This window comes from Arachidicoccus terrestris, assembly GCF_020042345.1.
Taxonomy (GTDB): domain Bacteria; phylum Bacteroidota; class Bacteroidia; order Chitinophagales; family Chitinophagaceae; genus Arachidicoccus; species Arachidicoccus terrestris.
The window spans coordinates 776721-790834 of the sequence record NZ_CP083387.1; the positions used below are offsets into that span (position 1 = coordinate 776721).

General features: G+C 40.4%; 8 protein-coding genes. 5 read left to right on the forward strand and 3 right to left on the reverse strand.

The features are described 5' to 3' along the window. Positions 1–3: 3 nt before the first annotated feature. The 3 genes from K9M52_RS03105 to K9M52_RS03115 all read right to left on the reverse strand — a co-directional run bounded on the left by K9M52_RS03105 (position 4) and on the right by K9M52_RS03115 (position 4531). A complete protein-coding gene (locus K9M52_RS03105; protein WP_224070607.1) occupies positions 4–1920 on the reverse strand; it encodes a glycoside hydrolase family 97 protein in 1917 nt (638 codons plus the stop codon). Between the two features lie 42 nt (positions 1921–1962). Continuing rightward, positions 1963–3264 (reverse strand): glycosyl hydrolase family 28 protein, encoded by a 1302-nt coding sequence (locus K9M52_RS03110; RefSeq protein WP_224070608.1) that lies wholly within the window; start codon positions 3262–3264, stop codon positions 1963–1965. A gap of 250 nt (positions 3265–3514) precedes the next feature. Continuing rightward, entirely contained in the window at positions 3515–4531 is a 1017-nt protein-coding gene (locus K9M52_RS03115) for a LacI family DNA-binding transcriptional regulator (RefSeq protein WP_224070609.1), read from the reverse strand. A gap of 540 nt (positions 4532–5071) precedes the next feature. Here K9M52_RS03115 and K9M52_RS03120 point away from each other — a divergent pair. The 5 genes from K9M52_RS03120 (at position 5072) to K9M52_RS03140 (ending at position 14050) form a co-directional block, all read left to right on the forward strand. Then, positions 5072–6094, forward strand: coding sequence for a LacI family DNA-binding transcriptional regulator (locus K9M52_RS03120; protein ID WP_224070610.1), 1023 nt, complete (start codon positions 5072–5074; stop codon positions 6092–6094). 56 nt (positions 6095–6150) lie between these two features. Then, entirely contained in the window at positions 6151–9333 is a 3183-nt protein-coding gene (locus tag K9M52_RS03125) for a SusC/RagA family TonB-linked outer membrane protein (RefSeq protein ID WP_224070611.1), read from the forward strand. A gap of 59 nt (positions 9334–9392) precedes the next feature. Beyond that, complete coding sequence (locus tag K9M52_RS03130; protein WP_224070612.1) at positions 9393–11162, forward strand: RagB/SusD family nutrient uptake outer membrane protein; 1770 nt, start codon at positions 9393–9395, stop codon at positions 11160–11162. 31 nt (positions 11163–11193) lie between these two features. Further along, complete coding sequence (locus K9M52_RS03135; RefSeq protein ID WP_224070613.1) at positions 11194–12717, forward strand: DUF4979 domain-containing protein; 1524 nt, start codon at positions 11194–11196, stop codon at positions 12715–12717. A 61-nt stretch (positions 12718–12778) separates the two neighbouring features. Then, complete coding sequence (locus tag K9M52_RS03140) at positions 12779–14050, forward strand: alginate lyase family protein (RefSeq protein WP_224070614.1); 1272 nt, start codon at positions 12779–12781, stop codon at positions 14048–14050. The last annotated feature ends 64 nt before the right edge of the window (positions 14051–14114 follow it).

Here is a 14114-nt window from a genome sequence, read left to right on the forward strand (position 1 = left end):
AAGCTATTCAGCTGGATTTAACCAGATCGCTACGCCGCCCGAAGCCTTTAAAGAAAAATCCAGGCTGCTCCCTGCAGATACGAGCTGCTCTATAATACCGACTTTCGTGTTAGATGCTATATCATCGTCGTCGTAATAAATAGTAGCCTTAAATTTTCTACCCGCCGGCAGAAAATCCAAGTTTATTTTTAGTTTTCTTGGCTCATTATTGGTGATTGCACCAATGAACCACTGATCCGCTTTCCTGCGGGCAATCGTAATATTGCGGCCAGGAACACCATTCAATACTTTTGTATCATCCCAGGTGGTCGGAAGGTGGTCCCAAAAGGCCAGTTCCGGTTCATCGAGACTCATCTCAGGAGTGTCATACCAGTACAGCGTTTGAATAGGGCTATAATACACCACCCCTAAAGCCAATTGATGGGCATGTGTTGTCTTAATGCGATTGCTGTAATAACAAATGGTATAATCTGCCGGCCCACAGATAAACCTTGTAAAAGGTAAGACCGTATTGTGAGTGGCATCCGGCATTTCCTCATTGCCCCTAACACCTTCTGCAGTCATCAAATTGGGCCAGGTACGCTGTTCACCCGTAGGGCGCCAATCATCATGAATATTGACCATTATATGATTCTCTGCCGCTTTTTTTATCACAGATTCGAGCCATGTAGTCCAGCGGTGAGAACCTACCTGCACGAATCCAAACTTCACTCCCTTTACTCCCCACTCATGATAGATCCGGAAAAGAGAGTCCGACTGTTTCAATAATGCCTGTTGATTCACATATAGCCAGACACCAATACCCTTTTGCTGCCCATACCTGATAATGGCAGGTAGGTCAAAATCATCAATAGCTACTTTTGTGGCATCTGAATTAAAGTCAAAGGCCGGCCCGTACCATTTCCAGTCAAAAAGGATGTACTGCAAGTGATGGCGGGCAGCAAAGTCGATACTCTCAAAAGCATCTCTGGTTGTTTGCTTCATGACCCGCATAATCTTGCCCGGCCTGATCCATTTTGCATCTTTAATTTTTGAAGGGGCATTTAAATTCAAAATCAGGTCATTATGCTCCAGCAACTGACCCGGCTCTTCCGCGACCATTACTACTCTCCATGGTGTTCGGAACGGCGAAATCAGATCGGCAGGCGTATACATTGAAGTTTCGATAGTCCCGGGGTTTGATTTACTGAGTTTAAATTTTGTTCTGGCATAGTTGGTCATCCCAGCCTCAGCCAGACAACCATACCAACCATTCGGGAATTGCAGTGTCAGCGGCCTTTCACTCTCTTCCGGCCAGTTTTTCAAATCCAGAAGGCTATAAGGGGCCTGTGCCCAACCAGCGAACCAGGCTTTAGTACCCTCCGGCAAGGCGAACTCGTCATTTTCGTTCAGGATCCGGTAATAAGTACCCTTTTCGTTTAAAGGAAAAAAGAACCGGAATCCCACTCCCTGATTATAGGCCCTGACTTCCAGATTCATGGTATAAATAGGGTTATGCTCTTTAACCAACTTTATCGTCATCATCCTGTAATGGTCTCTGACCTGTCTCCTTTCACCGTGTACCGGCTCCCAGCTAGTGTCCATTTCACGATGTTTTACAGTATCAATTTTCAGATCGCCAAACCAGGCCAAGGAGCTATCTACATATAGCGCCATCGCCTGTTCAGACAAGTGATTATCCAGGGTTAAATCCAGTCTGGAAGGGCTGACAATCCTGACTCCTTTATAGTCCAGCGTATAATACAGTACTTTACCGCTGTCAGCACTCCGCTTTTGATAACAGCTAAAATCATAACTGCCGTCAGGGGAGCTAACATGATATACCTTTTGTGTCCAGCCGGTAACAATACAGCATAAGAAAAGTACAAGCAGTACCCCATTAATACTCGTATTCCTATTCAATGAAATTGTATTCCGCATAAACTGAACACGTTTATCTTTGTTAACTAAGAAGGATTTAATTTACTTAAATCTGATATTTTGAGTGTGATCTCCTACAAAAAAACCGGCAAAATCCGAAGTCTTGTACCAGCTTGGCTTTGAAGGCATATTATCAGAGATCTTCTGCCCATTAATCACTAAGTTTTCAAAAACTACATTCTTTACAAGCCTTGTGCTATCATATCCGTTGATAATTGACGTTGATGCGCGACTTCCATTGTAAGTAATGTCCTTAAATAAAATATTTTCAACGGCCCTTCCGGGTGCCTTGCAGTATTTCCTATTGTAGAAAACCCGCAAATTAACCAATTGCCCACAGCGAAAATCCTCTATCCTGATATTCTTAAACGTTACATTTCTAATAAGATTTTCATCTCCGGCGTCGATACTCATGCAACCCTGATAATCAATCTGCATTTCATTGTGGTCTAGAATATCAATATTCTCGTAAGTAATATTTTGTAAGGTGTCAGGATTATTCACATTCCCGTGCGTCCCAATGAGAATCGGGTGCGCCACATCAGCCCACAAGGTGGAATTTCGCATTACAATATCATTGGCTCCTCCCACAAATCCCATACGCGTTCCATAGACAGTTGTACAATCATCAGAAGTTCTGCAAAACACGTTATCATAAAAAACATGACTGCTGGCAAATACATTCATTCCGTCTCCCCAACCATAATAACTGATACATTTTACATTTTTTATAAAGATACTGTCTGAACCTCCGGTCGCGCATTGAGTACATTCAATCCCTTCGACAGTTACATTCTTGGAATTTGCAATGTGCACGCCCATTTTTACTGCCGGATCTATAATTCCCCTTCCCATAATTTTTACGTTATGCGCATTATGTACCAGCAACTGCCCTTCAATCACTGCACCGCCCGATACGTACACTGTTTTATTGCTTGGAATCAGTAATTTCCCACTCTTCAGTTTGTGTAGTCCCGGGCCAAAATAAATAAGATTAGAATCTTTTTTATTAACGGCAAATGTTTCTATCGGATTAGCAAATAAGTGAAGATTATGAAAAATATCGCCATTTACTTCTACTGAAAGATTTCCCGGCCGGTTAAGGCTAAAATAGAGTGTGTTGCCTTTAATTTGACACTTAATGCCTTTGCTCAATGGTCGAACTCTTGCAGTATTGACCATGCCTTTGGTAAATTGAACCGACACTTCAACGCTGTCCTCAAAATCAAAACTCGCCATAGAAGCATCCTCCACTTGGCTTTTGCCATTGATAACCTTTATGACAGGTACTTTATAATTATACAGGTTTCTCCACCTACCGCCAGGCGTTCTGACTTTTATCACAAAATCATTATTTTGATATTTGGAGGGCAAACTACTTGGAGGTGGATAAATACGCAATGATTGCGCATAATTATTTTGAGGAATAATAGACAAAAAACATATAACAAACAGGGCAAAATAAAACCGCTGACTAATTAAATTAATTTTCATAAACTCGTTTTACGTGACTAATTAATTGGCTATCAAAACTAAATAGCCTTGTAGTGAAATCGATTTCAATATCTAACAAAACATGCTCAAAAAAACTACTTTAAAGTTTTGACGAGGATTCCCGTTTTACTAAAGTCGTATTTAAAATCGTTGTCGTTGGTATCCAATCAGGATCTTTAGACAGCGCGGTAGTCATCTCCTTTACTATACATCGTGCAATATGATTCACTGGCTGTGCGATTGCAGTAATTGACGGCGTGAATAAAGCAAAATTAGTGTTGTCATCAAACCCAACCACACCTATATCTTTGCCTACTGTAAGCTTCAAGTCTTTAAAAGCCTGCAGCCCTGCAATAGCCAGATAGTTGGTGCCGAAAAGTACGCCATCTAGCTCGTTATTCTTTATTAAAAAATCCCTGATTGCCAATGTATTTTGTTCGGTTGTCTGATTATATGGAACTTCTAAGATCCTTTCTTTCTTATGAATCGTCCCCAAAGCATCAATATATCCCTTTTTTCTGTCTTCCATTTGCACCTGTTTTGAAGCCAGGGTGACAAAAGCAATATTTCTATATCCCGAATTCATTAATTCCATTGCTCCCGTCATCGCCCCTCTTCGATTATCCACCACTACATTACAGGTTTGAAGTTCCGGACTATATCTATCAAACAGGACGATTGGTTTTCCAGATTTTGTAAGTTTTTGAATTTCCTTTTCCAATCCCGGTGTCGGCGCAATGATAAAGCCATCGACGTTGTAACTTTTAAGTATATCCAATCTGAATTTGGCATTCTCCAACTTATTCTTGGTACTCATAAAAAAGATCCGGTAGCCTGCCTCCTCGAGTCCAACCTCAGCTCCACGGGCAATGGCGGAAAAAAATGGATCAGAAATATCTTCCACAAGCATACCGATCACGTTTGTCTTACCTGTCCGCAACGCCTTTGCCAGCACATTCGGTCTATAATCAATCTTTTCCAGGTAATCTTCTACACGTTTGATAGCTGCATCGCTGATTCTATTTTCCTTGCCAACGCCGTTGATAATTAAAGAGACCGTTGTTGCGGATAGCCCAACTTCTTTAGCGATAGTATGAATGGATTGTCTTTTACTCATTTTGATGTATTGCTGTATCGATAAAGTAAATCGATAGACAAATATTTGATATTTCGGAGACTTTTCCAAATAATGTTTAGCATTTTATTACGATACTCTTAAATTTTCTCAAGGATAAAATAGGCAAACCTTAACATTCGAGAAAAAAGCAAGCCTCTTAAATTTCCAAAAATTTAAATTAAATTATTTATTTATAGTAATTTATAATTATAATATATTCATATATTATAATTATAAAGTCGGATATTGAAATTAAATATCCTTAATACCGATTGAAGCCTGTTCCCTAGTCATTCTAACTTTAATTTATGTTAATTAAAACATAATATCAGAATAAATTTCTCATTTTAAAAATTTCAAATCGTTTATTACATGTGTTTTATACATTTATTATTTTATTAAATTTACACTTAATACTATGTATATCAGTTTATTACAAAATATATAAAGGGCAACTAATTTTTTTTATTGAAAAATTTGGTCGCATGAAAAGAATTGTTAAGTTTGCTGTATCGATATACTAAATGGATACAGCTATTTATGATCAAAAATAACTCTATACACACCATTGCAAACGATTTAGGCGTCTCCCCCACCACTATATCTTTCATCATAAATGGAAAAGCACGGGAAAACCGGATTAGTGAACGATTAGTTGAAAGAGTAGAGGCGTATCTAAAAAAAATCGGTTATCAACCAAACCTGCTTGCACAAAGCTTAAGAACCGGTAAAACAAACGTCATAGGCATGCTCGTTGAGGATATTTCAGACCCATTCTTTTCTGCAGTCGCAAGAGCTGTAGAAATTGAATTAGAAAAAAGCGGGTATAGCCTCTTTTTAATGAGTTCAAGCAATAAATCTCCAAATGCGATTTCCATTCTGGAAATTCTATCCCTTCACGGAGTCGATGGATTTATTATTGCACCTGTGCCTGGATTGGAGCCACAAATCGAAAAACTACTATTACTAAAAAAGCCTTTGGTATTATTTGACCGGTATTTCAATTATATCCAGACCTGTAATGTCATCTCTGATAATCGAGGAGGTGTCTTCATGGGCATACTGGAACTCTATAATAACTCATTCAAAAACATTGCATTTATAACCATTGAATCCGATCAGATTCAAATGCAGGAAAGATACAATGGTTATCTGGAGGCGTTAAAGCACTTAAAGCAGGGTTATGAAATCGTTTTACATATCCCTTTCGCAAAAACCCATATGGAAATGTTGCTGATAATCAAGAACTTTCTACAAAAGAATAGACAGATAGACGGCATCCTATTTTCCACCAATTACCTGGCGATAGCGGGACTACATGCGCTTAAAGAACTGAAACTCAAGGTAGGACGCGATATAGGAATCATAAGTTTTGACGATAATTTTCATTTCGGCTTTATAAATCCGCCCGTAACAGCTGTCTCTCAACCGATTACAGATATTGCAGATACGGTTGTAAGCAACTTGTTAAGTGCATTAAAAAATAACCAGAAATGTACCCCTAAAACAATCATGCTGCCCACAAAAATTATCAAACGAGCTTCTTCATTAAAAACAATATAACAAAACCAATTTTATCACATGGTAAATCGATTCAGAAACTAACAAACCAATCTATTATGAAAACAATAAAACGATTTCAGAAAGGAAGATCTCCAATAAACCTTTTAATCATTTTGTTATTAACTGTTTGCCCTTTTTCATTGTGGGCTCAATCCAGATTAATAACAGGTAAAGTGATAGACTCGTCAACCAGAGACCCACTTCCCAATGTCACTGTTATGATTAAAGGCTCAAAAAACGGTACTATAACAGACCAAAATGGGCAGTTCTCTTTAAATGCATCAGAAAACAGCACGCTGATGTTCAGCAACGTAGCTTACCAGCCGAGGGAAGTTAAAATAACAAACTCAGATGTGCTACTTGTCGCATTGTCCAATAAGAACGACATCCTCAATGATGTCGTTGTCGTGGGTTATGGCACACAAAAAAAGGCAACGCTTACCGGTGCCGTCGAGCAAATCACCTCAAAAACATTTGAGGATCGGGCCGTTACCAATGTCGGACTGGCACTACAAGGAGAAACGCCAGGTTTAGTCGTTACAAGATCCTCCCCCCGCCCGGGCAATGAAGGCCTAAACTTCGTAATAAGAGGTGCTACCTCCGTAAATGGAAGCAGCCCTTTAATAATCGTTGATGGCGTTCCAGTGGTAAACTATTACTCGTTCCAGAATCTGAATCCTGATGATATCGAAAGCATTTCCATTTTAAAAGATGGATCTGCCGCCATATATGGTTCCAGAGCCGCCAATGGAGTTATCCTAGTGACGACAAAAAAAGGAAAAGGAAAAACAAAAATAGATTATAATGGAAACTTTAGATTTAATACTAACGGAATAACAGGATATTCCCCTTCTCTGGAACAATATGCCACCGTTTGGCTTGAAGCTAATAAAGAAGAAACTACTCCAAATTGGTGGGTTTGGAGCAATAAGGAGAATCTTCTAAAAATGCAACAGGGTGTGGAGGGCGCATATGACCTCTTTAACACTGATTTCTTTATATACAATGCAAACAGAATAGATGAAATGTTTGCCAGAAGGTATTCTTATCAACATAATTTAAGCATTTCGGGCAGTAGCGATAAAAGTGATTACAGATTATCCTTTGGCTATGCAAACAACAGAGGCAATCTTGCTACAGCATATGACGGACAAAAGCAGTATAATGCCAGATTCAGCTATGATTATAAGTTGACTGATCGATTAAAGCTATCATCTAATATCAGTTTAATTAATGCCAACACCAGTACGCCATCTGTAGGTTTAGACAACACGTTATACGCGTTTGACATGCCTTTTTACCCAGCTAAAAATCCATATGGTGAATGGTTTGCAACATTTAACGGAATTGATGGAGGCGCAATTAGAAATGCCGCGGCCGTTACCTCAGACGGAGGTAGAGATAATAAAAATTCGTTGACCGGTCGAATAGATCTAAAGGCTACTTATGATATTACAAAAGATCTATCATTAGAAGGCCTTGCGTCTCTGCAGAACGAAAGATTTACAGAAGAAAAATGGATTGTACCCGTCCAATTATATAATTGGTATGGCAATCCAACTGGGATTGCACTTAATACAAGCGGAACAGACAATGGATACTATACATATGCTTATACCAGCTATTATCAATATTACTCTGCGTTAGTGCATTATAACAAAACGATTAGCGAAAAACATCATATTTCCTTTGTTGGCGGTCTCAATGCCGAAAAATCAAACACTCAATGGGTGTCTGCCAATAGAGTAGGTTTTAAAGATTTAGGGGTGCAAGATATTAGCCTTGCCGAAACAACCACTCAAACAAATGACGGTTCCAAATCACAAAACGGAAGGTATTCCTACTTAGCAAGAATCAATTACAATTATGCTGAAAAATATCTGATTGAACTATTAGGTAGAAGAGATGGAAACTCAAGATTTGCGAAGGGCTACAAGTTCAAAAACTTCGGTGGCTTATCTGCCGGATGGGTGTTCACTCAGGAAGACTTCCTGGGGAACATTAAAGACATCATAAACTTCGGTAAGATCAGAGCAAGTTATGGCGTATCTGGTAATGAAGCTTCAGGATTAGGGGCGTTTGACTATTTATCAACGGTTTCGGTTGGAACGACCGTTTTAGGCAACCCTGCCTCTCAACAAACTTCCACCAGTTTAAGCAACAACGGATTGGTAAGCTACACCAGGACCTGGGAAAGAGTCAAACAAAAAGATATCGGTATCGATCTGGAATTTTTAAACCGGAAGCTTTCTGCCACCTTCGATTATTTCCAAAAGGATAACATTGGCATGTTAACCAGTGTAAATTATCCTGCAGTATTAGGAGGGAATGCCCCAAAAACAAATAGTGGCCATTTCAGCACCAAGGGCTGGGAAGCTATTCTCACCTGGAAAGATTTTGGAAAAAACTACAGCTATAATATTAGCGTTAATATGAGTAATACCAATACGATGGTCACGGGTGTAGAAGGCGCCGACAGCTATGGTGCTGGCAAAAATGGCATAGTAAACGGTTACCCTTATCAACCATGGTTCGTATATAAAACTAACGGTTACTTTAAAGACCAGGCAGATGTCGACGCATTTTACAAGAAATACGGCACGAGTGATGATCTAGCTGCCTTGCCACAAAATAACGCAGCTGTCGCATTGCGTCCGGGAGACACCAAAAAGGTAGATGTGGCAGGAACAGGCAATATAACCTCGCAGGGAAACGAAAAGAGTTCTTTGATTTACGTGGGAGATGGAACGCCGCACTACACCTTTGGTATTAACATGGGAGGCTCATATAAAGGATTTGATATTCAGGCTTTCTTCCAGGGACAACTCAAACAAAATATAATGAGAAATGGTTATATGGCTTATCCTTTCTATGCTTTATATACTAACCAAAATCCGGCATTTCTGGATCACACCTGGACAGAAACAGACCCCGGCGCGGAATTTCCACGCCTGACAGTTAATCCAACAAGAGCAAAATGGAATTATGCAAATAATGATTTCATGTTGCAAAACAACATGTATATCAGATTAAAATCATTGATTGTCGGATATACGCTCCCAAAGAGCCTAACAGAAAGAGCCCATCTGCAGAAAGTGAGATTCTATTTCTCGGGCAATGACTTATGGGAATTGGTTAGTATAAAAGATGGTTTTGATCCTGAAATGGGTGAAGCATCCATTAACAGTGGCTACCCCTTTGCAAGAACATGGTCATTCGGTGTCAACATCGGATTCTAAACGATATAGATACGATTCTATTAAGGCTGATTGCCTAACAATTTTTAAAATTAGAAGAAATGAAAAAAATATCAATAATAATAGCAGGATTTGCATTGTTAACACTAGGGGCCTGTCAAAAAGATTTTATTGACCTTAACCCCAATGCGCAATTTACAGATGCTGTATACTTTAAACAACCCAGCGACTTTAAGGCATATACCGCAGGATTATATGGACAATTGCCAGGTTGGGACTTTGGAAGCATGGACAATAACTCCGATTTATCTGCTAATGCTAATAGCAATGGCTATGACCTCGGTCACGGAACGATTGCGCTCGGAAGTACCAACTGGAGTTATGCCGGCATACGCAGCTGCAATATTCTATTGTCAAAAGCGGACAGCTATACAGGAACTGGAGATATCAGCCAGTACGTTGGAGAAGCCTACTTTTTCAGGGCATTCTCTTATTACGGATTGCTTAAAACCTTTGGAGGCGTTCCCATTGATACAACGGTTTTAGACGTTAATTCACCTGAATTATATGCACCCAGAAACAGTCGATATGAGGTTGTGAAACAAATACTATCTGACTTGGATCAGGCAATAGCAAGGCTTCCAATAGAGCAGAATATCCCTGCGGCAGATAAAGGCAGAATCAGCAAATGGGCTGCTGAAGCGATCAAGGCGGAGGTTGAATTATATGAAGCTACATGGGAAAAATATGTGGGTAAGGCATTAGATGGCGACGGGACAACTACCGGTGCCGGATCTGCGGGGTATGATGCTTCAAACATCAACAAGTACTTAGCGGATGCCGTTCAAAAGTGCAAAGATATTATGGATAATGGGGGTTATTCACTGTGGAATAAAAATTCAGATCCAAGTATGGGCAATGCCAGTAGTTGGTACCTCTTTAACCTGGAGGATGCTGGCAGTAATCCGGGGGGCTATGACAAAACGACGAATAATGAATTTATTCTATATCACATCTACGATTACACATATAGGCAATCCAATAAAAACATTACCTGGACAGCCTGGCAGTTATACCCTAGCAGAAAATTTGTCGATATGGCGGTATGTAAAGACGGATTACCACCTTCAAAATCTCCTGAATTTGAAGGATATCATAGTGCAGCTGACGAGTTTAAAAATCGTGATTTGAGATTAGTTAATTATTTATTCGGGACCGGCACGCCTCCCACAACAGTAGATCTGACATACGGAAGCCTCGGATTCAGCGGTTATGCTAATAGTAAATATGCCGTCTATGGCTATGGTACACGAAGAACTGATAATACAGAATCCGCCAACTGGCCAATTATACGGCTGGCAGAAGTATATCTCATGTATGCCGAATCTCTGTATGAGTTAAATGGATCCATTACAGACGCGCAACTGGACGAATCGATCAATAAATTACGAGACCGCGCCCAAGTAGCGCACTTAACCAACAAATTAGCGAACGATAACGGACTTGATATGAAAGAAGAAATCAGAAGGGAGCGTACCGTGGAATTGTATAGAGAGGGTAAACGCTTCGATGATTTAAAACGTTGGGGAATTCTTGAACAATCACTCAATCCTTCAAGACTGGGTAGAGTTGTAGGAGGTAAAAGTTATGCAACAGATTTCAGAGACGCGAGTGGCAACGCGACATCCAATTACGTTGCCAGTTCATATGTATGGGGAGAAGAAGCAGTTGAAACACCAGAAGGCGAGCTGAACTGCGTTGTTGTAGACAGTAAAGCTAACCATACGGTTACACAACGAAACTACCTATATCCGATACCAACCAGCCAGATTACATTAAATGATAAGCTGTTACAAAACCCTGGCTATTAACGTAATTTAATCAACAGAAAACCAATGCATTATGAAAAATATAATTTATAATCCCTTTCTATTGTTATCTATACTGATAGTAACAATAATATGCTCTTGTCAAAAGGGGCCACAATTCCGGAAATTTAATTATCCTCCACAAACGCCATCAGGAATAAGTCCTGAAATAGGCTACCCTGGCTCTTATGTAACAATCAATGGCAAAGGGTTTGACACACTTGCCGGAGCAGTAAAGGTCTGGTTCGGCGGCGTCCAGGCAGATAGCATTATCAGCTGCCAGGACAACCAGATCGTTGTAAAAGTTCCGTCTGGAGCAGCTACCGGAAAAGTAAGTCTACAAATATGGACGAATCAAAATGATTCAATTGGCAACTTCACGGTGGTACCTGCTCCTACTTTTAGTACTATCAGTACAACAAGAGCAAACGCCGGAGATATCGTTACCATTACAGGAAGCCATTTAGGCACAGATCCCGGTGCTGTCAAATTAATGATCGGTTCTACACAAGCAGAAATTCAAAGCATATCCGACAATCAAATTAAATTTAAAGTACCTGACGCCCCCTCCGGTAAACTCGTCCTGATATATGGTACATTTAACGTTCCGGGTCCAGATTTCTTCATCGGTGATATAAAACTGGCAGGAAGACTCATTGGCCATGAAGGATCATGGAGCAATAACCCTGCTACGACGATCAAAGCTGCGGTCGATAGTAACCTCTCAACATATGTCGATGCTGCAACAGCCTCCGGCTATGTTGGCTATGACTTTGGCAAAGGTAAAGGTGCCCACATTACAATGGTCCGCTTCGCACCACGTGCCACATATGCTTCCAGAATGGTAGGCGGCGAAATCAGAGGAGCAAATGATCCCACCCTGAATGACGCTGTAACCTTATATAAGATAGCGGACGCACCAAAAGAAGGTGATTATACCAGTGTAAATATCAATTCGTTTTCCTCTTATAGATACGTGTACTATTACGCGTCCACTGGTAACTGTGACATAGCAGAAATTGAGTTTTACGGGCAAATTGAAAGTAATCCGCTACCTGTGGGACAATTACAATATGAATTTGACATTGACGGCGATAATGAAGGTTGGACTCCTCAACAGGGCGGAACCTGGAGTGTTGGAGACGGAGCCCTGAACGTGACCTTTACCCAATCTACGGGTAAAAAAAGAGCAGACTTAGCCCAGACAATTAATGGCAGCAATGGCAATGTAACAGTGCAAACAGGAGACTATCCAATAATTGCCATTAAATTCAATAAGCCAGCGACCTGCAATATCACTTTTGATACAAACCTTGGCTCGGTGGGTAATGGAAGCAATAAATACAAAACTGACTTAGAAGGCAGTGATGTTTATTACTGGGATCTATCCACGCAGACATTTGGGACTACCATGCATACAAATGAACAAATTGACTTAAAAACCTTCCAATTCAAAATAGCTGATATTCCACAGGATGACCCAGCTACCGGATACGGTGTTCAATGGATCAGGTCCTTTAAAAATGTAGATGATCTAAAATCTTTTATCAAGCAATAATCTAACGAAAGGATTGGGCCCTTTTTCTCCCAATCCTTTCTAAATCTAAATTTTAGAAGAGATGAAAAAATATTCACTAATAATAATAGCGTCAGTTAGCTTAACTATGATGACTGCGTGTTCAAAAGGTGTCAATCAAAAAAATGGCGATCCTACAACTAATCCGGACTCCACAAACACGGCTCCAACAGTCTCCAAAATCGATACTTTACCAACTAATACTCCATTTAAACACCCTGGATTATTGCTAAGTCAGAAAGATTTTGATAGAATTAAGACCAAAGTAAACGCAAGCGCATCCCCGTGGATTGAAGGTTGGAACAAACTAATTACCAACACACATGCTCAGACAAACTATACCCCTAACCCTGTAGACACCTTGATAAGAGGCGGGAGCTCTAGAGAGCAACCCAAACCTGATAATTACTCACGAGCTTTTAACGATGTTGCAGCGGCATTTCAATTGGCAGTACGCTGGAAGATAACCGGCGATGATTCATACGCAGAGGCCGCAATTAAGATTCTAAATGCGTGGGCTGCCAAATGTAAAGCCATATCTGGAGATAGTAATACTGCACTTGCTGGGGGAATATACGGTTATCAGTTTGCGAATGCCGGAGAAATACTGAGAGATTATTCAGGTTGGAAACAGGAAGATTTTGAAGCGTTTAAACAATTCATGTTGAATGTTTTCTATGCAAACAATCATGCTTTTTTATCTACTCACTGGGGCACCTGCAGCTCACACTATTGGGCCAATTGGGACTTCTGCGCCCTTGCGTCCGAAATGGCCATTGGTGTATTAACGGACAAAAGAGAACTATACAATCATGCCATCTATTATTTACAAAATGGAATCGGCACAGGCAACATTAACAATGCAATCAACTATGTCTATGGTGATTCCTTGGCTCAATGGCAAGAAAGTGGTCGCGACCAAGGTCACTGTACATTAGATGTCGCCCTATTTGGAACGATCTGCCAGCAGGCGTGGAACCAAGGCGACGATCTCTATGGGCTTGATAATAATAGATTCCTCAAAGCATGCGAATATGTGGCAAAATACAATGTGGCCAGCTTAGAAGTACCATATACAGCCTACACAAATTGCGAAGGTGTTTCCAACCCAGTAATAAGCTCGAACGGACGGGGGACGGTCAGGCCCATGTGGGAGCTTGTTTATAACCACTATGTCAACCTTAAGGGCTTAAAAGCAACATGGACAACTTTAGGTGCCAAAAGCGTCAGGCCAGAAGGCGGCGGTGGTGATTATGGCCCCAACAGCGGGGGGTATGATCAATTCGGTTTCGGAACATTACTTTACTCAAGATAATGTCAATTCCAGGAAAATTGACAGGCGACTAATTTCACTGCAAAAGAGGCTGCTTTTGATCTTT

Excerpts from the sequence above, each read along its gene's own strand:
- K9M52_RS03105 (WP_224070607.1), bottom strand. The coding sequence starts at position 1,920 with ATGCGGAATACAATTTCATTGAATAGGAATACGAGTATTAATGGGGTA.
- K9M52_RS03115 (WP_224070609.1), bottom strand. The coding sequence starts at position 4,531 with ATGAGTAAAAGACAATCCATTCATACTATCGCTAAAGAAGTTGGGCTA.
- K9M52_RS03120 (WP_224070610.1), top strand. The coding sequence starts at position 5,072 with ATGATCAAAAATAACTCTATACACACCATTGCAAACGATTTAGGCGTC.
- K9M52_RS03125 (WP_224070611.1), top strand. The coding sequence starts at position 6,151 with ATGAAAACAATAAAACGATTTCAGAAAGGAAGATCTCCAATAAACCTT.
- K9M52_RS03130 (WP_224070612.1), top strand. The coding sequence starts at position 9,393 with ATGAAAAAAATATCAATAATAATAGCAGGATTTGCATTGTTAACACTA.
- K9M52_RS03135 (WP_224070613.1), top strand. The coding sequence starts at position 11,194 with ATGAAAAATATAATTTATAATCCCTTTCTATTGTTATCTATACTGATA.
- K9M52_RS03140 (WP_224070614.1), top strand. The coding sequence starts at position 12,779 with ATGAAAAAATATTCACTAATAATAATAGCGTCAGTTAGCTTAACTATG.